A 19,180-nucleotide genomic window follows, 5' to 3' on the forward strand; every position below is an offset into this window, starting at 1 on the left:
TGCCGAGGCTTAGGCAGGTTATTCCTTGGCCTTTTCCAGGAAGGAAAGTACTAGTCCCGATCTGTGTCACAACTCTGACGTTGGAGAGTGTAATGAGACAAAACCGCAACGAGCTTCTGCGCGCCGTGCGCTACGCCCTGTACGTGGGCACCGCGGCCGCTGTAGGCCTCACCGCCGCACCGGCTTTCGCCCAGGATGAAGGCGCCGACAAGGGCGATACGCTGGAGACGATCGTCGTAACCGGTTCGCGCATTCGCCGCGTCGACCTGGAAAATGCCAGCCCCGTCTTCACGATCGACAAGACCTCGATCGAAAAGACCGGCGCCGTGACCGTCGGCGACCTGATCCAGCGCACCCCGGCCATCGCCGGTGCCGCTACCAACCCGCAGGTCAACAACGGTGGTGGTGACGGTTTCTCGACCGTCTCGCTGCGCGGCCTCGGCTCCGACCGCACCCTGCTGCTGGTCAACGGCCACCGCGTCAACGTCAACGACGTCAACCAGATCCCGGCCAACGCCATCGAGCGCATCGAAGTCCTGAAGGACGGCGCCTCCTCGGTGTACGGTTCCGACGCCATCGCCGGCGTGGTGAACTTCATCCTGCGCCGCGACTTCCAGGGCCTGGAAATTTCGACCTCCTACGGCATCACCGACTATGACGACGGTGCCCGTAGCGACTTCCAGATGACCTTCGGTCACAACAGCGACCGCGGCTCCCTGATGGTCGGCCTGAACTACAACAAGCAGGACGCCATCTCCGCGGCGGACCGCGATTTCTCGAACATCGCGCTGACCCTGTACTCCGGCGAAGTCATCGTCGGCGGCTCCAGCCGTACTGCCACCGGCCGCTACGTCGTTCCGCGCTCCGTCGCGGAAGCCAACGGCATCAACTGCGCCGGCAGCGGCGCTGAAGTGGCCCTGACCCTGCGCGACGGCGGCACCGGCCGCAACATCAGCGACTTCCGCTGCTTCTCCAACGCCACCGACCTGTATAACTACCAGAAGGTCGGCAACGTGCTGGTCACCCCGCAGGAACGCGCCGGCATGTTCGCCGTCGGTTCGTACCGCATCTCGGACAACGTCGAAGCCTACATCGAGGCGTTCTACAACAAGACGCAGTCCTCCTCGATCCTGGCCCCGCTGCCGTTCGACGGCCGTCCGTCGGTCGACAACGTGCTGCTGTCCGGCGACAGCTACTACAACCCGTTCGGCGTGGACATCGTCGACGGCCGTCTGCGTCTGGAACGCATCGGCAACCGCCAGACCGGCTTCACCCGCAACGACCAGCTGCTGACCGTCGGCCTGCGCGGCTCGTTCGGTGATTCCTGGCAGTGGGATCTGTCCGGCCTGTACGCCGCCAGCAACAACTACTCCAAGCGCACCGGCTACCTGTACACGCCGGCTCTGACCGACGCGCTGGGTCCGTCCTTCCTGGATCCGGTCACCAACACCGTGCGTTGCGGTACGCCGGACGCCCCGATCGCCGGCTGCGTGCCGGTCGACTTCTTCGGTCCGTTCCTCGGCTCGCCGGCGCAGATCGCTGCGCTGAACACGATCTCCCCGACCGTGCGCAACCACTCCAACAGCTCGACCAAGATGGTCACCGGCAACATCAGCGGTGAACTGTTCGAGCTGCCGGCTGGCGCGCTGAGCCTCGCGGCTGGTGCGGAATACCGTGAAGAGTACTTCGGCTTCTTCCCGGAATTCCTGGCCACCACGATCCCGGGCACCACCAACTGCTACATCTCGAACGAAGCCTGTACCGGTCCGGTCTCGGGTTCCTACGATGTCACCGACATCTACGGCGAACTCTTCGTGCCGATCCTGCGTGACGTTCCGTTCGCCAAGGCCCTGAACCTGACCGTGGGTGCGCGTTACTCCGACTACTCCAACGTCGGCGACACCACCAACGCGAAGTACGGCCTGGAATGGCGTCCGATCGACGACCTGCTGGTCCGTGGTACCTACGCCGAAGTGTTCCGCGCTCCGACGATCACCGACCTGTACAGCCCGCAGTCGGCCAATGCGATCGGCTTCACCGATCCCTGCAACGGCTACACCGGCGGTGCGGCTGATCCGCGCGCCTGCGCCAACGTGACCCCGGACGGCACCTTCCGTCAGACCGACACCCAGCTGTCGGGCTACAACGGCGGCAACCCGAACCTGAAGCCGGAAAACGGCTCGGTGTTCACCTACGGCGTCATCTACGATCCGAGCTGGCTGGAAGGCTTCTCCACCAGCGTCGACATCTGGCGCTATGTGCTGCATGACACCATCGGCGTCATCGGTGCGCAGACCATTCTCGACCAGTGCTACAACTACGGTCGTTACTGCAACCTGTTCAGCCGTAACCCGAATGGCGAAATAGCCCGCCTGGACGACCTGACCAACAACGTCGGCCGCGTCGATACCAAGGGCGTGGACATCGGCATCAAGTACCGCCTGCCGGAAACCTCGATCGGTACCTTCCGTTTCAGCCTGGACACGACCTACGTCGCCCAGTATGACAACGAGCAGGTCGAAGGCGACGGCAGCACCCGTCTGCGTGAAGCCGGCCGCTTCAACCCGAGCAACAAGGGTGGCGACGGTAACTACGCCCGCTGGCGCGGTCTGGGTAACGTGTCCTGGAACTGGGGCGCTTGGGATGCGAACTGGAACGTGAACTACGTCCACTCGATCAAGCTGTGGTACGCCGACTTCACCGACGTGCCGAGCCCGACCTCGCAGGGCACCGTCCTGCGTCGTGGCGCCTACACCTACCACGACGTGTCCGTTGGCTACCAGATCGAGCCGATCAACACCCACATCTCGATCGGTATCGACAACATCAACGACAAGCAGCCGCCGCTGCTGTACCAGAACAACACGCTGAATGCGAACACCGACGAGCGCACCTATCGCACGATGGGCCGCTTCTACTGGGCTCGCCTCGGTATCAAGTTCTAAGCACAGCGGTTTGTGTTGTAGAGTGGTGTAGTTCGAAAGCCGCGCGGGTTCTCCCGCGCGGCTTTTTTGTTTGCCGCGGCGCCAGGGCCGCCTCTGTGAAAAGTACGGATCCGCGATGCAGCTTCTCCAAGACGCTTACGACCAGCTGATGGCCGGCAACCCCGGCGCAACCGACCGACTCGCGCGCGAAGCGCTGCAGGTCAGTCCCGGCCATACCTTCGCCAGCATGCTGCTGGGGCTGGCGCTGAGCGCCCAGGGACGCTATGCCGACGCCATAAGCCTGTTTGAACACTGCTGCGCCCGGGAGCCGGAACAGCCGGCGCACTGGATCAATCTCGGCAACGCCCGCCGTCAGAACGGCGATATCGACAACGCGCTGAAGGCGCTGGAACGCGCCTACCAACTGCCCGGCAACCCGCTGGACGTGCTCGCGCCCTACGCCAGCTGCCTGCACGAGGCCGGCCAGTTCCGCCGCGCGCGCGAGCTGTACCAGGAAGCGCTCAAGCTGGCGCCGCAGGACGACGAAGTCCGCGTCTCGCTGGCGCGCTGCCATGCCGACATCAGCGATTTCGCACCCATCGCCGCGCTGCTGGATGCGCGCGACTGGACCAGACTGGAAGATCCCGCCCTGCTCGGCGAAGTCGTCATGATCCTGATCGAGCTGGGCCGCATGGATTCCGCCGAACACATCATCACCCATTGCCTGCCGGCGCTGCGCCACGAACCCGAAGTGGTCGCCAGCCACGTGCTGCTGCTGGAGCGCGCGAACCGGCTGGACGAAGCCCGGCGCGTGCTCGGCGCAGCCATGCTGGGACCGCAGCAGCTGGCCAATCCGCGCCTGGTGCTGGCGCGCGCGCGCCTGGCCAGCCGCACCAGCCAGCTCGACGAAGCCGTCAGCCTGCACAATCAACTGCTGCAGACCGAACACAAGCCCAAGCAGCGCGCCTCGCTGCTGTTCTCGCTGGGCAAGGTGCTGGACAAGCAGGGCCAGTACGAAGCCGCCTTCCAGGCCTTCACCGACGCCCACGCCGCGCGCCGCGTGGAACTGCAGAGCAGTCACCCGGAACTGTTCGACGGCAGCGACCTGCTTGCCGACGACAACGAGCGCGTGCCGGCCGAAATCGCCGCGGCCTGGGCAAGCGTGGAGGGCCCTGCGGCCGAAGCCAGCCCCATCTTCGTCGTCGGCTATCCGCGCTCCGGCACAACCATGCTGGAGCAGATGCTGGATGCTCACCCCGGCCTGGTCGCGATGGATGAACGCCCGATTTTCCAGGGCCTGCGGCCGCAGCTGCGCCAGTGGAATATCCAGCGCGCCAGCCAGCTCGGCGAACTCGACGCCGCGCGCCTGGCCGAACTACGCAGCCAGTACTGGCGCGAAGCGAACAAGCACATCGCGCCGCTGCAGCCCGGCCAGCGCCTGGTCGACAAGAACCCGCTCAATCTGACCCGGCTGCCGCTGATCTCGCGCCTGTTCCCCAATGCCAGCATCGTGCTGACCCTGCGCGACCCGCGCGACGCCTGCCTGAGCTGCGTGATGCAGAGCTTCCGCTCCGCCGCTTTCGCCCTGTGCAACAGCTCGCTGCCCGCCAGCGCGGCCATGTACGCCAAGGTCATGGATTTCTGGCAGCAGCAGAGTGCGATCTTCAAGCCGCGCCATCTGGAACTGCGCTACGAAGACCTGGTCAGCGACACCGAAACCCACGCGCGCCGGCTGATGGAATTCCTGCAGCTGCCCTGGAACGACAACGTGCTGGCCTTCGCCGACCACGCCAAATCGCGCGGCTTCATCTCCACGCCCAGCTATTCCCAGGTGGTGGAGCCGGTCTATACCCGCTCCATCGGCCGCTGGCGTCACTACGCCGCGCATTTCGCCGAGGCCGAGGCCATCCTGGCACCGTATCTCAAGCACTGGGGTTACGAGCCCGCGGCGCGCTGACAGGCCGCGGACGTTCAGCCGGCGGCCCGTTCCCGGGCTGAACTGGGGAGTAGCGGAAGCGGAGCCGGCCGTGCGAATGGCCGGCTTGCGCTTCAGGCGCCTGGGTGTGGGTGTCCCAATTCTTCCCAGGCGCCTGGGCAATGTGGGTGTCCCAATTCTTCCCTCGCTCGCGGTCAAGGCGCCTGGGCAATGCGGGTATCCCGATTCTCCCGGGCGCCAAGCCCCAGTCCCCGGACGCCAGACCAAGCGCAACTTGCTCCCACGCCGCTGCCTGCGCCATGCTCGGCCGGATCAGGCCGGCGTCCAGCCGCCGGTTCCCTGCCCGGCCCGCCGCGGCTTGCCCAAGGAAATATTCAATGAGTGAGACCATCGCCGACCTGCGTCGCTATATCCGGGTCTACGACCAGGCCTTCGACGCCGATACCTGCGCACAGATGGTCGCCTCATTCAATTCGCTGCAGCGCTTCCATCGCGCCAACGGCCGCAATGCGCGCGCCGGGCTGGAAAACAGTGCCTGGGTGGAGCTGGACATCACGCCGCTGGCCGATGCCGCGTTCAAGGGTTTCATCTTCGCCACCATCGACCAGTATCTGGCGCGCTACAACGCAGAGTTGGGCCTGACCATCCCCATACCGCCGTCCAACAACCTGGCCGAACTCATCATCAAGCGCTACCGCCCGGCCCATGGCGAGGTGTTCCAGCCGCATTTCGATTCGCTGGGCCCGGTTGCCAACCGCTATCTCGTGTTTCTCTGGTACCTCAACGACGTGGCCGAAGGCGGCCAGACCCGCTTCGTCGATCTCGACGTGGACGTGGCGCCCAAGGCCGGCCGCCTGCTGATCTTCCCGCCCTACTGGATGTTCCAGCACGAGGCGCTGGCGCCGCGCTCGAACGAGAAGTACATCCTCTCGACCTATCTGCTGTTCAAATAGACGGCGCGGCCGCTCTGCCGCTGACGCAAAAAAAACGGGCGCCGCGAGCGCCCGTTTTTCATTCCTCGGCGTACCGCGCCGCGCTCAGTGCCCGCCGCCGGAATCGATGCCCTTCAGCTCCGCGATCAGCCGGTTCGCTGCTTCCTGGCCGTCGGCATAGAGCATGCGGCAGTTGTCGGCGTAGAACAGCGCGTTCTCGATGCCGGCGAAGCCCGCGCCCTTGCCGCGCTTGATCACGATGACCTGGCGCGCATTGACCACGTCGAGGATGGGCATGCCGTAGATCGGCGAGGACTTGTCGGTCTTGGCCACCGGGTTCACCACGTCGTTCGCGCCGATCACGATGGCTACGTCGCAGGTGGAGAATTCCGGATTGATGTCGTCCATGTCGGCGATCAGGTCATAGGGCACGCCGGCCTCCGCCAGCAGCACGTTCATATGGCCGGGCATGCGGCCAGCGACCGGATGGATGGCGAACTTCACCGTCTTGTCGCGCTTGATGAGCTGCTGCGACAGTTCCCAGATCTTGTGCTGGGCCTGGGCCACGGCCATACCATAGCCGGGCACGATGATGACCTTCTCCGCCATGTACAGCAGCGAGGCCGCATCGGCCGCGTCGATCGGCTTCTGCGAACCGGCGATCTCGCTGGAACCGCCGCCGCCGCCGCCGAAATTGGAGAACAGCACGTTGCTGATCGAACGGTTCATGGCCTTGGCCATGAGGCGGGTCAGCAAGGTGCCCGCCGCGCCGACCACGGTACCGGCGATGATCAGCGCCACATTGCCCTGCACATAGCCTTCAAACGCGACGGCGAGGCCGGTGAAGGCGTTGTACAGCGAGATCACCACCGGCATGTCGGCACCGCCGATGGGCAGGGTCATCAGTACGCCGAACAGCAGCGACACGGCGAAGAACGCGATCACCACCGTGGTATTGAGTTCGAACACCAGCGCCGCGCCCAGGCCCAGCGCGGAGAGGAAGAACAGGCCGTTGACCACCTGCTGGCCGCCGAAGCGGAAGGTCTTGTCCATCCAGCCCTGCAGCTTGGCGAAGGCGATCAGCGAGCCGGTGAAGGAGATGGAACCGATCAGCGCGCCGACCACGGCCAGCGCGATCTGCGCCTTGCCCAGTGCATGATGGCTGGTGCCGGTGGAAGCGCCGATCAGCGCCGCGGCGCCTATGGCCGCGGCCGAGCCACCGCCCATGCCGTTGTACAGCGCCACCATCTGCGGCATGTCGGTCATCGCGACCTTCTTGCCGGAGACCCAGGCGAACACGGTGCTCACGCCGATTGCCAGCACCATCAGCAGCACGTTCACCATCACGCCGCTGTTGTTGAGGATATTGCCGTGGAAGAAGGTGGCGACGGTGGCCACCACCATGCCCACGCCGGCCCACTGGATGCCGCTGCGCGCGGTCACCGGCGAGGACATGCGCTTGATGCCCAGGATGAACAGTACGGCCGCGGCGAAATAGCTGGCCTGGACCACGTAGTGCAGCAGCGTAGCCTTGTCCATTACTTCGCTCCTTCCTTCTTGCTGGACTTGAACATTTCCAGCATGCGCTCCGTCACCACGTAGCCGCCGGCGGCGTTGCCCGCGCCGAGGAATACGCCGATGAAGCCGATCACCTGCTGCGTCACCGTAGTCGCCTCGCCCAGCGTGATCATGGCGCCGACCAGCACGATGCCGTGCACGAAATTGGAACCCGACATCAGCGGCGTATGCAGGATCACCGGCACGCGGCTGATGATTTCATGCCCGGTGAACGCGGCAAGCATGAAAAGATAGAGAGCGATTTCACCGCTGATCATGTCGATTCCCCAGGAATTCTTGACTGTCCATGCCGGCTGCGGCCGGTGCGAGAAACGGGCGGCCGGAATTGCTCATGCGCCGTCGACCAGCTGCCGCGTCGGCTCGTGGCGTATCTCGCCGGCGTGGGTGAGGCAGGTCTTGGCGATCAGTTCGTCGTCCCAGTCCAGCTTCAGCTCGCCGTCCTTGAGGCTGAGTTCAAGGAAGTTGTACAGGTTGCGCGCATACATCTCGCTGGCGTGGATGGGCGCGCTGGAAGCCAGGTTGACCGGACCGATCACGCTGACGCCATTGGCCGAGACGACGGTCTTGCCGGCTTCGGACAGTTCCACGTTGCCGCCGGTCTCCGCGGCGATGTCGACGATCACCGCGCCGGGCTTCATGCCTTCGACCATGGCTGCGGAAATGATGCGCGGCGCCTTGCGCCCGGGCACGGCGGCGGTGGTGACGATGACGTCGATGCCCTTGAGGTGTTCGGCCAGGGCGCGCTGCTGCTGCTCGCGTTCCTCGGCGGTGAGTTCGCGCGCATAGCCGCCGCTGCCGGCGGCGCTGACGCCGAGGTCGAGGAATTTCGCGCCCAGCGATTCGATCTGTTCCTTGGTTTCCGGCCGCACGTCGAAACCTTCCACCTGGGCGCCGAGGCGGCGCGCCGTCGCGATCGCCTGCAGCCCGGCCACGCCGGCGCCGACGATCAGCACCTTGGACGGGCGTATGGTGCCGGCCGCGGTAGTGAGCATGGGGAAGAACTTGGGCGAGGCCTCGGCCGCGATCAGCACGGCCTTGTAGCCGGCCACGCCGGCCTGGGAGGAAAGCACGTCCATGGCCTGGGCGCGCGTGGTGCGCGGCAGCAGTTCCATGGCAAAGGAGGTGATCCTGCGGTCGCGCAGCGCGCGGGTGCGCTCCGGCGCCAGGTGCGGCTGCAGCAGGCTGATGACGACGCTGCCTTCGCGCAGCTGGGCGATTTCCTCCAGCGTCGGCGGCTGCACTTTCAGCAGCACGTCGGCGCGCCCCAGCACGGCGGCGGCATCGGCGACTTCGGCGTCCTTGTAGCCCGCATCGGGAAAGCTGGCGGGATCGCCGGCGCCGCGTTCGATCAATACGGAAGCGCCTTTGCTCTTGAGCTTCTTGGCGACCTCCGGCGTCAGCGCGACCCGGCGCTCGTTGGACCAGGTTTCGCGCACTACCGCGACGTTCACTGCCATGTGCCACTCCCCAGGGATCAAGCCCCGGCATCCTAGCCCATGAACGTAACGCTGGTAAGCCGGCTTGCTAGACTCGCGCATTCTTATGGCGAATCCCCCTATGACCGCACTCGATCAGCTCAACAACCGCCGCTCCGTGCCATCGCGCCAGCTCGGCGAACCCGGCCCCGGCCCGGCCGAACTCGACGCCTTGTTGCAGGCCGCGGTGCGTGCGCCCGACCACGGCAAGCTGGTGCCGTGGCGTTTCATCCTGATCCGCGGCGAGGCGCGTGCGCGCCTGGGCGAGCTGCTCGCGGCGACCGCGCTGGCGAACAACCCGGATGCGCCGCCGGCCGCGGTACAGAAGGATCGCGAGCGTTTCAGCTTCGCGCCGCTGATCGTCACCGTGGTGGCACGGCTGGACGAGCAGAACAAGGTACCCGTGCAGGAACAGCTGCTCGCCGCCGGCTGCGTCGCCTACAACCTGCTGCTGGGCGCCCAGGCCCTGGGCTACGGCGCACAGTGGCTGACCGGCTGGGCCGCCTACGACCCCACCATCACCGCACGCCTGGGCCTGGCGGCGAACGAGCGCGTCGTCGGCTTCGTGCATATGGGCACCGCGCGCGAGCCGGCGCCGGAGCGCCTGCGGCCGGACCACCGCGCCCTGGTCAGCGAGTGGCAGGGCTGAACATGAGCCGCGCGACGGTCCATCTGGTCGACGCCAGCCTGTATGTGTTCCGCGCCTGGCATTCGGTGCCGCCGGAGTTCTTCGATGCCGACGGCAAGCCGGTCAACGCGGTCTACGGCTTCACCCGCTTCCTGCTGGATTTCCTGGAGAAGGCGCGTCCCAGCCACTGCGCCGCCGCTTTCGACGAGTCGCTGACCAGCTCTTTCCGCAACGGCATCTATCCCGAATACAAGGCCAACCGCGAACTGCCGCCGGCCGAGCTGGTGCTGCAATTCGCTTACTGCAAGCGCATCGCCGCGGCCCTGGGCCTGCAGGTACTCAGCGACCTCAGCTTCGAGGCCGACGACCTCATCGGCAGCGTGGTGCATGCGCTGCGGGCGCAGGAATTCCGCGCCGTGATCGTCTCGGCCGACAAGGATTTCGGCCAGTTGATCGGCGAACACGACGAACAATGGGATTTTGCGCGCAACCAGAGCTGGAACAGCGCCGGCGTGAAGGAACGCCTGGGCGTGCATCCGCACCAGGTCGCCGATTACCTGGCCCTGATGGGCGATGCGATCGACAACATTCCCGGCGTCTCCGGCATCGGCGCCAAGACCGCGGCCACGCTGCTCGGACATTTCGGCAGCCTGGAGGCGATCTACGCGCGCATCGAGGAAATCCCCTTCCTGCGCTTCCGCGGCGCCGCGGCCGCCTACGTCAAGCTCAAGGCCGGCATGGCCCAGGCCCAGCTCAGCCGCCGCCTGACCGGCATCGCCTGCGACTGCCCGGTGCCGGCCGACGCGGCCAGTTTCGCCCGCCGCGCGCCGGACCTGGCCGATGTGGAACAGTTGCTGGAACAGCTGCGCTTCGGCCCGCTGACGCGCTCGCGCATCCGCGCACTGGCCTGAAAAACGCAGCGGCCGCCGGCGCGTGAGCACCGGCGGCCGCGCTGGGCCCTGCCTGCGGACGGCCTGGCTTACTTGCCGCCTTCCTTCGGCTTTTCGCCTTCGGCGGCGGGCTGCTCTTCGGTGCCCGGTGCGTTGGAGAAATTCACCTTGGAATCCGTCTTGACCGGAATGGGCTTGAGGCCGGCGGAAATGCCCGCCTTGTCCCAGGCGAAGCGCAGGTTGCTCTTGTATACCTTTACCGGCTGCAGCGCCTTCTCGTCGCTGAGCACACCGTGGCTGTCGTAGAGCTGACGCTGGCTGTTGCTGACGAAATAGACCTCGTCGCCGGCCACCGCCGCGTTGCCGAGCAGGCCGAACTCCGGCTTGGCCGCATCCAGCGGCATGGCCGAGACCACGTTGCGGCCGCCCTTGTCCAGCTTCAGGCGCATCACGCGCTGGGGCACCATGTTGTCCTGCACGATGATCAGGCAGTTGTCGTACCAGGCCAGCGAATACACGCCGCCGACGACCAGGCTGTCAGGCGAATGGCCGACGCTGAAGGGCGTGCCGGTGCTCAGGTCCATGCCGAACAGGCCCAGGGCCGGATCGGCGAAATACAGGTTGCGGCCGTCGCCGGAAACGGCCAGGCCGGCGATGCCGGTCAGGTTGGGGTTGCGCGTGAGCAGGACCAGCTTGTCGCCGTCGAGCTTGTAGATCTCGCTGCGGACCGGATCGGCCACGTAGGCGCGGCCGTCCGGAGCCACCGCGACCGAAGCGAACAGGTGACCGACACGGTCGGCCGGCAGCGCGTACTTGCCCAGCTGCTTGCCGCTGGAAAGGCTGTACTTGAGCAGGTAGGACTTGTTGACGGTCTCGGCGGAGTAGTCCTTGAACACCTTGGCGCCGTAGCTCGCCACCCAGAGCGCGTCATTGGCCGCGTCGACCTTCATGTCCAGCACGCTGTACAGGCCGGAAGCGGCGTCGGGCTTGATGAAATCGCTGAGCTTGCCCTGGGCGTCGGCGCGGTAGATCGCGCCTTCGCGCGCACTGCCGACCAGGAGCTGCTTGCGCTTGGGATCCCAGGCCAGCGCTTCCAGCAGGCGGTCGCCGGCGGGCAGCTGGAAGGCCACGGAGCCTTCGCCGAAGGGTTTGGCATTCACTTCGAGGTTGGCGACGATGTAATCCCACACCCGCGTGCCGCGCACCTTCTCAAAGCGCGGGTCATTGCCCACCGAGTAGGCAAAGCCCACGTTCTGCATCTTCAGCAGCATGTCGTAGGTGCGGCTCTTGTCGCCCTGGCTGGCGTAGACGCTGGCCAGCTGCAGGCGCAGCGCGCCGGAATTCGGATACAGCTCGACCAGGCGTTCCATGGCCCAGGTGAAGCGCTGCAGGTCCTTGCCGTTATACAGCTGGGCCAGCTTGGCCAGGGCTTCGCGGTTGCTGGTGGCCTTGATCTGGGCTTCGGTCAGGTTCTCGGCGGCATTCATCCGCGCGGCCGCCGGCGAGACCTTGGCGGCGGGGGCTGCCACGGCCGGCTTGGCGGCCGGCTCGGCCGCCAGGGCCGGCAATGCGGCCAGGGTCAGCAGGGCGCTGGCAAGGGCTTGAAGTTTCATGCGGAAAGTCCGGAATATCGAAAAGGGCGGGCCACAGACCACGCGGACCCGGCATAGGTTCCGGACCGGCGCAGGGCGGAGAACACGCAACGATGGACGAAACCGAGGTTCTTTTCAATGGACGCTGGCTGCGCCTGTGCCGCCGCGGCCGCTGGGAATACGCCGAGCGGACCAACCCCGGCGGCGCGGTCATCGTGATCGCGGTCACGCCGGAGGACAAGGTGCTGTTCGTCGAGCAATGGCGCGAGGCTATCCGCGCCCACGCGATAGAAATGCCGGCCGGCCTGATCGGCGACGAGCCCGGCGCAGTCGACGAACACCTGATCGAAGCGGCGCGGCGCGAACTGCTGGAAGAAACCGGCTACCGCTGCGGCCGCCTGGACTACTACATGACCGGCCCGAGTTCCTCGGGCATGAGCACCGAGACCATTGCCTTCGTGCGCGCCTGGGACCTGGAACGCGAACACGCCGGCGGCGGCGTGGCCGGCGAGGACATCCGCATCCACGAAATCCCCCGCGCTCAAGCGGCCGGCTGGCTGTGCGAGCGCATGGCGCAGGGGTATTCGATCGATCCCAAGGTGTTCGCGGGGCTGTACTTCCTCGAACACGGGGTGGAGCTTTTCGCCTGCGGCGAAAAAAGCCGGGACTGAGGATTTGAGATTCCGGATCCGTACGAGCGCAGCGCGCCTCGCTTCACGAATCCGAACCGGCGGCGAAACGCAAAAAACCTCAGACCGCTTTTGCCGGTCCCGAATCCCGAATCCCGTCCTACCCGCCTATCCAGACGGACGTCGCATCGATCTGCAGCTCCTGCGCCTGCGGCTTGCTGCCTTCACTGGCCAGGTGCTCGATTTCCTTGGCGTCCAGCTCCTTGACCGTCAGCGTGCCGTAGACCACGGCCTTGCTGCCGGTCTGCCTCGGCACGCTGAAGCTGTGCTTGTTCATGAACACGCGGGCGAAGGCGCCGTTGTCTTCCAGCACCAGCCAGCAGCCCTTGTTCTGGCACACCTCGGTGATGCGGCCGCTGAAGGCGCGCGGCGCGGCGGTGTGGGCGGCGGGATCCTTCGCCGCTTCGCTCACGCTCAGCGCATCGGACTGGGGCATGGGCGCGCCGTAGTAGGCGCCGCCGTTGCCGGTGGCGATGGGCGTGGGGCCGGCGGGCTGGGCCTCGTGGCCGGCCATGGGAGCGTGGCCGCCATGGCCGCCATGGCCGCCGTGGCCGCCTTCATGCGCCTGCGCAGCAGCAGCCAGCGCCGCCAGCATTGTTGCAACTATCCACTTGTTCATTATTCCCTCCGTGCTCATGCGGCCAGGGCGACGAGTTCGCCCAGCTCGTTGGTGGTGCCGAACTTGCCCTTGCCGTCGCGGACGACTTCCGCCAGCGCGCACTGCGCGTCGTGGGTGAAGAACAGGCGCACGCCGCGGGCGAGCTTGTCTTCCAGGAAACGGCGCTTCTCGTCGATCAGCATTTCCGGATAGCGGTCATAGCCCATGGTCACCGGCAGGTGCACCCAGGGCCGGCCCGGAATCAGGTCGGCGCAGAAGACCACGCCGCCGTCGCCGCCGATCTCGGCCAGCATCAGGCCCGGCGTATGGCCGTTGCTGTAATCGAAGCGCACCGCGCGGCCCAGGGTCTGCGAATACTTGCCCTCGACGATCTCCAGCCGGCCGGACTGTTCCAGCAGCGGCTGCAATTCCGGTATGAACGAGGCGCGGTCGCGCGGGTGCGGCTCCAGCGCGCGCTGCCAGCATTCGCGGCTGACCAGATAGCGCGCATTCGGAAACAGCAGCCGCGGCGGCTGGTCCGGCTGCCAGGCCGCGAGCAGGCCGCCGGCATGATCGAAATGCAGGTGCGACAGCACCACGGCGTCGATGTCCGCATCGCCGAAACCGGCGGCGGCCAGCGATTCCAGCAGCACGTGGCTGCTCTCGACCACGCCGAAACGCTCCTTCATCTTCGGCTCGAAGAACGCGCCTATGCCGGTCTCGAACAGCACGCGCTTGCCGTCCAGCCCTTCCGCCAGCAGGCAGCGGCAGGCCAGCGGGATGCGGTTGTCGGCATCCGGCGTTATCCACTTTTCCCACATGGGACGCGGCACGTTGCCGAACATGGCGCCGCCGTCGAGTTTCTGCGAATTGCCCAGCAGGGACCACAGTTTCATCGCCGCGCCTCCACGCTCTCTTGACCCTGTCTCACTTGACCACGGCGCTGCCGGACACGCCGCGCGGATCGCTGCCGCCGCGCAGCTCGCCAGTCTTGCGGTTCCAGTCCACCGCGTTCATGTAGCCCCAGGGCCGCTCGCCTTCGCTCAGGGTATGGCCCAGCGCCTGCAGCGCCTTGCGCTGTTCCAGCGGGAAGGCATCCTTTTCTATCGAGATCACGTCCGGCAGGAACTGGTGGTGATAGCGCTTGTTGGCCACCAGCTGCTGCGGCGAATCGCCGGCGAACCAGGCGAGGATGCCTTCCAGCACCATGGTGATGATGCGGCTGCCGCCGGGCGTGCCTATGACCAGGGTGCGCTCCGGGCCGATGACGAAGGTCGGCGTCATCGACGACAGCGGCCGGTGATAGGGCTTGGGCGCGTTCGCGTCGCCGCCGACCAGGCCGTAGGCATTGGGCACGCCGGCCTTGAGGGCGAAGTCGTCCATCTCGTTGTTGAGCAGGAAGCCGGTGCCGGGCACGACCACGCCGGCACCGAAGGGCAGGTTCACCGTCTGCGTGACCGCGGCCAGGTTGCCTTCGGCGTCGATGATGGAGAAATGCGTGGTGTCGGTGCCGCCGACCGGCGCCATGAAGCCCGGCAGGCTGTCGCTGGGCGTGGCCTTCTTCGGATGGATGGACGCGCGCAGGCCGGCCGCGTACAGCGGGCTGGTCAGCTCGGCCACCGGCATCTTCACGAAATCCGGATCGCCCAGGTATTCGGCACGGTCGCGGTAGGCGCGGCGCATGGCCTCGACCACCAGGTGAGTGCGCTCGACCACGTCCAGCTTGTCGAGGTTGTAGCCCTGCAGGATGTTGAGCATCTCGGCCAGGGCGATGCCGCCGGAGGACGGCGGCGGCGCGGTCACCACCTGGTGGCCGCGGTACTGGAATACGATGGGCTCGCGTTCCTTGACCTGATAGCGGGCGAGATCGTCCAGGCTCCAGTTGCCGCCGGTCTTCTTCACGCCTTCGACCAGCTTCGCGGCGTAGTCGCCGCCGTAGAAACCCGCATGGCCTTTTTCGGCGATCAGCTCCAGCGTGCGCGCCAGGTCCGGATTCTTCAGCACCCAGCCTTCCTTGGGCACTTCGCCGCCGGGCAGGAACAGGGCCGATGCGCCCGGATCGCGCGCGATCACGTCCTTGCGCAGGCCCAGGAACATCAGGCTGCGCGCATCCGGCGCGAAGCCTTCGCGCGCCAGGCGTATGGCCGGGGCCAGGGATTTCTTCAGCGGCAGCTTGCCGTAGTGCTCGGCCACCCAGACCAGCGCGGCGGGCTCGCCGGGAATGCCGGCGGCGAGCGGACCGTTGACCGACTTGTCGCGATCCAGCTCGCCCTTGGCATCAAGGTACTGGCGTGCGTCGGTGGCGCCCGGCGCCATCTCGCGCGCATCGAGCATCACCTGGCGGCCGTCGTTGGCCCGGTGCAGCAGGAAGAACGCGCCGCCGCCGATGCCGGAGCTTTGCGGCTCCACCACCGACAGCGCCGCGCTGACCGCGACGGCGGCGTCGAAGGCGTTGCCGCCCTGCCCCAGCACCTCGAAGCCGGCCGCGGTGGCCAGCTTGTGCGCGCTGGCAATGGCGGCCTTGCCGGGTTTGTCGGCGGCCTGGACGGAAACGGCGCCAAAGGCCAGCACCGCGACGAAAGTGAGCGCGCGCAGTCGGATCATGCGGACTTCTCCGGTTGGGTCAGCACCGCGTATTTGTGCAGAAGTTCATCCTGCGTCTCGGTATGCTCCGGGTCGACGAAGATGCATTCGACCGGGCAGACCTCGATACATTGCGGCACGTCGTAGTGGCCGACGCATTCGGTGCAGCGCGCCGGGGCGATCTCGTAGATTTCCGGCCCCATCGAGATCGCCTTGTTCGGGCAGACCGGCTCGCAGACGTCGCAGTTGACGCAGAGTTCGGTGATTTTCAGGGCCATGGCAAATCGGCCCGCGCGCGCCTGGGCGGCGCGCGCGGAGCACAAGGCTTACTTCATCTCGACGAAGCGGAAGGTGCCGCCCGACGGGGCGACGGCTTCCTGCACGCGCTGCTGGTCGGCAGGAGAGCCTATGAACAGGATGATGACGTCCTTGAACGCGCCGGCCTTGGCATCCTTGAAGGCGTCGATGATCAGATCGCCGGTGAGCTTGGAGTCCGGACCGCCGAAAGCCATCATGTTGCCCGGCAACACGGTGCGCGCGACCACGGTGCGCACGTTTTCCAGCTGGTTGATGCGCTCGTCCTGCAGCGCCTGCTCTTCACCGGCCGGCACGAAGTACATGTACGGGCGGCCCGAGGTCACGCCGGCCATGTTGCGCTTGACCACGTCGACCAGGTAGGCCTTCCACGCGGCGCGGTCGGTGGGGGTGGTCGGCATCTTCACTTCGACCGCGACCGGCGCGGCGGGCGCTTCCGCTTCCTTCTCGCCGCAGGCAGTCAGAACCAGGGTGGAAACGACGCCGATCAGGGCGGCTTGCATGAACTTGCGCATGGAATTCACCTGCATGTGAAGGAGAGAACAATCAATTGCTGCGCCAGCGTTGGCGCAATGCCTGCTGCACGGCCGGATGCACGAAGCCGGACACATCGCCTCCCAGGCGGGCGATTTCGCGCACCAGCGAGGAAGAAATGAAGCTGTACTGTTCCGCCGGCGTCAGGAACAGGGTTTCCGCCTCGGGAATGAGATGCCGGTTCATGCTGGCGAGCTGGAATTCGTACTCGAAATCCGACACCGCGCGCAGCCCGCGCAGGATTACCGAGGCGCCGATCTCGCGCACGAAATCGGCCAGCAGCACCGAGAAACCGCGCACTTCCACATTGGGCAGTCCGGCCAGGGCCAGCCGGGCCAGGCTGATGCGCTCTTCCAGGCTGAAGCACGGCCCCTTGCTGGTGCTGTCGGCCACGCCGACGTAGATGCGCTCGAACAGCGGCGCAGCACGGCTCACCAGGTCGATGTGACCGTTGGTGATCGGATCGAAAGTACCGGGATAAACCGCGACGCGGGCCATCAAAAGATACCGTCAGGGCTGGGGCTGGGGCTTAACCGGCCAAGCTTAAGCCAAGCCTGCGTCGCGGCGATAGAGCACGTAGCGCACGTCGCCGGCGCGGCCCTCGCGGTGCGCCAGCCAGCCCGGCGGCAGCGCGGGCGCGGCGGCGGCCGGCGCCTCCACGTAGACCAGGGCGTGCGGCTTGAGCAGGCCGCCGCTTTCCAGGCGCTGCGCCGCGGCGCTCCACAGATCGGCGTCGAAGGGCGGATCCAGGAATACCAGGTCGAAGGCCGGCGCCAGCCGCGCCAGCGCGGCCAGCCCGTCCAGGTTCAGCACCTGGCCGTGGATCTGGCGCAGCCGGTCCAGGTTGGCGCGCAGCGCCGCGGCCAGGCCGGGATCGCGCTCGACAAAGACAACCTCGCCGGCGCCGCGCGACAGCGCCTCCAGCCCCAGTGCGCCGGTGCCCGCGAACAGATCCAGGCAGCGCGCGCCCTCGACCCAGGGCGCCAGCCAGTTGAACAAGGTTTCGCGCACGCGCTCTGGCGTCGGACGCAGCCCGGGCAAGGCCGGCACGTTCAGGCGGGAATTGCGCAAGTGGCCGCCGATAATGCGGATCTTGCCGGGCGCCGCGGCGGCGGCCGGCTTGGCTTCGCGGCGCGGCGCGGGGCGGCCGCGGGTAGGTGGTAGCATGACCGGATATTCTCGCTGGATTCGTCTGTCTCCCATGTTCAAGTTCTGGAAGAAGAAAACCAAGCCGGCCGAGCAGCCGGCGGAAGCCGCAGCGGACGCGGCGGCTGCAGCGGACGCAGCCATAGCGGCGGACAGCGCCGCCGCGGCACCGCAGTTGGTCGAATCCGCCGCTTCTCTGGCCGTACCCGAAGCCACCGTCGAACCGACTGCAGCGGCAACGGCCGAAGCCCTGCCCGATCCCATCGAAATCCATCCCGCAGCCGCGGAAATCCAGCCCGAACCACCGCCGGCCGTCGGCGCCGAAGCCGCTCCGGCTGCGGAAGCCGCGCCGGTCAAGCGCAGCTGGCGCGAACGCCTCTCGGGCAGCGCCTTCGCCCGCAGCCTGGGCGCGCTGTTCTCGCGCAAGCCCAAGCTGGACGAAGCCCTGCTGGAGGAACTGGAAACCGCGCTGATCACCGCCGATGTCGGCATCAGCGCCAGTACTGAACTGGTCGAGAACCTGCGCAAGCGCCTGAACCGGCGCGAATTCGACGACGCCGACCAGCTCCTGGCCGCGCTGCGCCAGGCCCTGATCGAGCTGGTCAGGCCGATCGCGCGGCCGCTGGTGATAGACCGCAGCCAGAAGCCCTTCGTCACGCTGATGGTCGGCGTCAACGGCGTGGGCAAGACCACCACCATCGGCAAGCTGGCCCGGCGCTACCAGCAGCAGGGCTACCAGATCATGCTCGCCGCCGGCGACACCTTCCGCGCCGCGGCAGTGGAACAACTCAGGACCTGGGGCGAGCGCAACAATGTGCCGGTGGTCGCCCAGGGTTCGGGCTCGGACGCGGCCAGCGTGATCTTCGACGCGCTGCAGTCGGCGCGCTCGCGCGGATTGGACCTGCTCATCGCCGATACCGCCGGCCGCCTGCATACCCAGTCCGGACTGATGGACGAACTGGGCAAGATCCGCCGTGTTCTGGCCAAGCTGGATCCGAACGCGCCGCACGAAGTGCTGCTGGTGATCGACGGCACCACCGGCCAGAACGCGATCAACCAGGTGCGCCAGTTCCGCGCCGCGATCGGCGTGACCGGCCTGGTCGTGACCAAGCTCGACGGTACCGCCAAAGGCGGCGTGATCTTCGCCCTGGCCAAGGAATTCGGCCTGCCGGTGCGTTACGTGGGACTGGGCGAAAGCCTGGACGACCTGCGCGAATTCGACGCCGCCGCCTTCGTCGACGGCCTGCTGCCCGGGGCGCTGGGCGCGGCCTGAGCATGCGTATGCGGGAAGAAAGAAAGGAAGGTGGACGTGGGGGGGGGGGGGGGCCGCCCCCGCCCCCCCCCCCATAAGCCCGGGGGG

General features: G+C 66.8%; 18 protein-coding genes. 7 read left to right on the plus strand and 11 right to left on the minus strand.

Annotated elements, in window-relative coordinates:
- Positions 1-92: 92 nt before the first annotated feature.
- The 3 genes from NM961_RS04995 to NM961_RS05005 all read left to right on the plus strand — a co-directional run bounded on the left by NM961_RS04995 (position 93) and on the right by NM961_RS05005 (position 5,813).
- Complete coding sequence (locus NM961_RS04995; protein ID WP_255912101.1) at positions 93-2,945, plus strand: TonB-dependent receptor plug domain-containing protein; 2,853 nt, start codon at positions 93-95, stop codon at positions 2,943-2,945.
- A 115-nt stretch (positions 2,946-3,060) separates the two neighbouring features.
- Positions 3,061-4,881, plus strand: coding sequence for a tetratricopeptide repeat-containing sulfotransferase family protein (locus NM961_RS05000; protein WP_255912103.1), 1,821 nt, complete (start codon positions 3,061-3,063; stop codon positions 4,879-4,881).
- A gap of 356 nt (positions 4,882-5,237) precedes the next feature.
- Positions 5,238-5,813 carry a 2OG-Fe(II) oxygenase family protein gene (locus NM961_RS05005; protein ID WP_255912105.1) on the plus strand — a complete coding sequence of 192 codons (576 nt, stop codon included), beginning with the start codon at positions 5,238-5,240 and terminating at the stop codon, positions 5,811-5,813.
- Between the two features lie 84 nt (positions 5,814-5,897).
- Here the strand turns inward: NM961_RS05005 and NM961_RS05010 are convergent, their stop codons facing one another.
- The 3 genes from NM961_RS05010 to NM961_RS05020 form a co-directional block, all read right to left on the minus strand.
- A complete protein-coding gene (locus NM961_RS05010) occupies positions 5,898-7,331 on the minus strand; it encodes an NAD(P)(+) transhydrogenase (Re/Si-specific) subunit beta (RefSeq protein ID WP_255912107.1) in 1,434 nt (477 codons plus the stop codon).
- Positions 7,331-7,627, minus strand: coding sequence for an NAD(P) transhydrogenase subunit alpha part 2 (locus NM961_RS05015; protein ID WP_255912109.1), 297 nt, complete (start codon positions 7,625-7,627; stop codon positions 7,331-7,333). Before NM961_RS05015 ends, NM961_RS05010 begins: the two co-directional genes overlap by 1 nt.
- Before the next feature lie 72 nt (positions 7,628-7,699).
- Positions 7,700-8,827, minus strand: coding sequence for a Re/Si-specific NAD(P)(+) transhydrogenase subunit alpha (locus tag NM961_RS05020; protein ID WP_255912111.1), 1,128 nt, complete (start codon positions 8,825-8,827; stop codon positions 7,700-7,702).
- A gap of 100 nt (positions 8,828-8,927) precedes the next feature.
- Between NM961_RS05020 and NM961_RS05025 the strand changes: the two genes are divergently transcribed.
- Both NM961_RS05025 and NM961_RS05030 read left to right on the plus strand, forming a co-directional pair.
- Positions 8,928-9,494 carry a nitroreductase family protein gene (locus NM961_RS05025; RefSeq protein WP_255912113.1) on the plus strand — a complete coding sequence of 189 codons (567 nt, stop codon included), beginning with the start codon at positions 8,928-8,930 and terminating at the stop codon, positions 9,492-9,494.
- A 2-nt stretch (positions 9,495-9,496) separates the two neighbouring features.
- Positions 9,497-10,384 carry a 5'-3' exonuclease gene (locus NM961_RS05030; RefSeq protein WP_255912123.1) on the plus strand — a complete coding sequence of 296 codons (888 nt, stop codon included), beginning with the start codon at positions 9,497-9,499 and terminating at the stop codon, positions 10,382-10,384.
- Between the two features lie 68 nt (positions 10,385-10,452).
- Here the strand turns inward: NM961_RS05030 and NM961_RS05035 are convergent, their stop codons facing one another.
- Entirely contained in the window at positions 10,453-11,976 is a 1,524-nt protein-coding gene (locus tag NM961_RS05035; protein WP_255912125.1) for an SMP-30/gluconolactonase/LRE family protein, read from the minus strand.
- Positions 11,977-12,068: 92 nt separating this feature from the next.
- Here NM961_RS05035 and NM961_RS05040 point away from each other — a divergent pair, with 92 nt between their 5' ends.
- The gene (locus tag NM961_RS05040; RefSeq protein WP_255912127.1) at positions 12,069-12,626 is read left to right on the plus strand and encodes an NUDIX hydrolase; all 558 of its coding nucleotides are present in this window, start codon (positions 12,069-12,071) and stop codon (positions 12,624-12,626) included.
- Between the two features lie 118 nt (positions 12,627-12,744).
- Here NM961_RS05040 and NM961_RS05045 read toward each other — a convergent pair whose 3' ends face one another.
- Genes NM961_RS05045 through rsmD form a run of 7 tightly spaced genes read right to left on the minus strand, consistent with a single transcriptional unit; the run spans position 12,745 to position 17,841 of the window.
- The gene (locus NM961_RS05045) at positions 12,745-13,263 is read right to left on the minus strand and encodes a DUF4920 domain-containing protein (protein ID WP_255912129.1); all 519 of its coding nucleotides are present in this window, start codon (positions 13,261-13,263) and stop codon (positions 12,745-12,747) included.
- Positions 13,264-13,277: 14 nt separating this feature from the next.
- Positions 13,278-14,138: an MBL fold metallo-hydrolase gene (locus tag NM961_RS05050; protein ID WP_255912131.1), complete on the minus strand. Its 861-nt coding sequence runs from the start codon at positions 14,136-14,138 to the stop codon at positions 13,278-13,280.
- A gap of 31 nt (positions 14,139-14,169) precedes the next feature.
- Positions 14,170-15,846 carry a gamma-glutamyltransferase gene (gene ggt, locus NM961_RS05055; RefSeq protein WP_255912142.1) on the minus strand — a complete coding sequence of 559 codons (1,677 nt, stop codon included), beginning with the start codon at positions 15,844-15,846 and terminating at the stop codon, positions 14,170-14,172.
- Complete coding sequence (locus NM961_RS05060) at positions 15,843-16,103, minus strand: YfhL family 4Fe-4S dicluster ferredoxin (protein WP_255912144.1); 261 nt, start codon at positions 16,101-16,103, stop codon at positions 15,843-15,845. The genes ggt and NM961_RS05060 overlap by 4 nt, the downstream gene beginning before the upstream one ends.
- A gap of 48 nt (positions 16,104-16,151) precedes the next feature.
- The gene (locus tag NM961_RS05065; RefSeq protein ID WP_255912146.1) at positions 16,152-16,655 is read right to left on the minus strand and encodes a hypothetical protein; all 504 of its coding nucleotides are present in this window, start codon (positions 16,653-16,655) and stop codon (positions 16,152-16,154) included.
- Positions 16,656-16,686: 31 nt separating this feature from the next.
- Positions 16,687-17,172, minus strand: a complete 486-nt coding sequence (gene coaD, locus NM961_RS05070) for a pantetheine-phosphate adenylyltransferase (RefSeq protein ID WP_255912156.1) — start codon at positions 17,170-17,172, stop codon at positions 16,687-16,689.
- A 45-nt stretch (positions 17,173-17,217) separates the two neighbouring features.
- Positions 17,218-17,841, minus strand: a complete 624-nt coding sequence (rsmD, locus tag NM961_RS05075; protein WP_255912158.1) for a 16S rRNA (guanine(966)-N(2))-methyltransferase RsmD — start codon at positions 17,839-17,841, stop codon at positions 17,218-17,220.
- Between the two features lie 34 nt (positions 17,842-17,875).
- Between rsmD and ftsY the strand changes: the two genes are divergently transcribed.
- Complete coding sequence (gene ftsY / locus NM961_RS05080) at positions 17,876-19,093, plus strand: signal recognition particle-docking protein FtsY (protein WP_255912160.1); 1,218 nt, start codon at positions 17,876-17,878, stop codon at positions 19,091-19,093.
- Positions 19,094-19,180: the final 87 nt, after the last annotated feature.

The sequence above is a fragment of the Tahibacter harae genome, from assembly GCF_024437735.1.
Taxonomy (GTDB): Bacteria; Pseudomonadota; Gammaproteobacteria; order Xanthomonadales; family Rhodanobacteraceae; genus Tahibacter; species Tahibacter harae.

Excerpts from the sequence above, each read along its gene's own strand:
- NM961_RS04995 (WP_255912101.1), top strand. The coding sequence starts at position 93 with ATGAGACAAAACCGCAACGAGCTTCTGCGCGCCGTGCGCTACGCCCTG.
- NM961_RS05000 (WP_255912103.1), top strand. The coding sequence starts at position 3,061 with ATGCAGCTTCTCCAAGACGCTTACGACCAGCTGATGGCCGGCAACCCC.
- NM961_RS05005 (WP_255912105.1), top strand. The coding sequence starts at position 5,238 with ATGAGTGAGACCATCGCCGACCTGCGTCGCTATATCCGGGTCTACGAC.
- NM961_RS05010 (WP_255912107.1), bottom strand. The coding sequence starts at position 7,331 with ATGGACAAGGCTACGCTGCTGCACTACGTGGTCCAGGCCAGCTATTTC.
- NM961_RS05015 (WP_255912109.1), bottom strand. The coding sequence starts at position 7,627 with ATGATCAGCGGTGAAATCGCTCTCTATCTTTTCATGCTTGCCGCGTTC.
- NM961_RS05020 (WP_255912111.1), bottom strand. The coding sequence starts at position 8,827 with ATGGCAGTGAACGTCGCGGTAGTGCGCGAAACCTGGTCCAACGAGCGC.
- NM961_RS05025 (WP_255912113.1), top strand. The coding sequence starts at position 8,928 with ATGACCGCACTCGATCAGCTCAACAACCGCCGCTCCGTGCCATCGCGC.
- NM961_RS05030 (WP_255912123.1), top strand. The coding sequence starts at position 9,497 with ATGAGCCGCGCGACGGTCCATCTGGTCGACGCCAGCCTGTATGTGTTC.
- NM961_RS05035 (WP_255912125.1), bottom strand. The coding sequence starts at position 11,976 with ATGAAACTTCAAGCCCTTGCCAGCGCCCTGCTGACCCTGGCCGCATTG.
- NM961_RS05040 (WP_255912127.1), top strand. The coding sequence starts at position 12,069 with ATGGACGAAACCGAGGTTCTTTTCAATGGACGCTGGCTGCGCCTGTGC.
- NM961_RS05045 (WP_255912129.1), bottom strand. The coding sequence starts at position 13,263 with ATGAACAAGTGGATAGTTGCAACAATGCTGGCGGCGCTGGCTGCTGCT.
- NM961_RS05050 (WP_255912131.1), bottom strand. The coding sequence starts at position 14,138 with ATGAAACTGTGGTCCCTGCTGGGCAATTCGCAGAAACTCGACGGCGGC.
- ggt (WP_255912142.1), bottom strand. The coding sequence starts at position 15,846 with ATGATCCGACTGCGCGCGCTCACTTTCGTCGCGGTGCTGGCCTTTGGC.
- NM961_RS05060 (WP_255912144.1), bottom strand. The coding sequence starts at position 16,103 with ATGGCCCTGAAAATCACCGAACTCTGCGTCAACTGCGACGTCTGCGAG.
- NM961_RS05065 (WP_255912146.1), bottom strand. The coding sequence starts at position 16,655 with ATGCGCAAGTTCATGCAAGCCGCCCTGATCGGCGTCGTTTCCACCCTG.
- coaD (WP_255912156.1), bottom strand. The coding sequence starts at position 17,172 with ATGGCCCGCGTCGCGGTTTATCCCGGTACTTTCGATCCGATCACCAAC.
- rsmD (WP_255912158.1), bottom strand. The coding sequence starts at position 17,841 with ATGCTACCACCTACCCGCGGCCGCCCCGCGCCGCGCCGCGAAGCCAAG.
- ftsY (WP_255912160.1), top strand. The coding sequence starts at position 17,876 with ATGTTCAAGTTCTGGAAGAAGAAAACCAAGCCGGCCGAGCAGCCGGCG.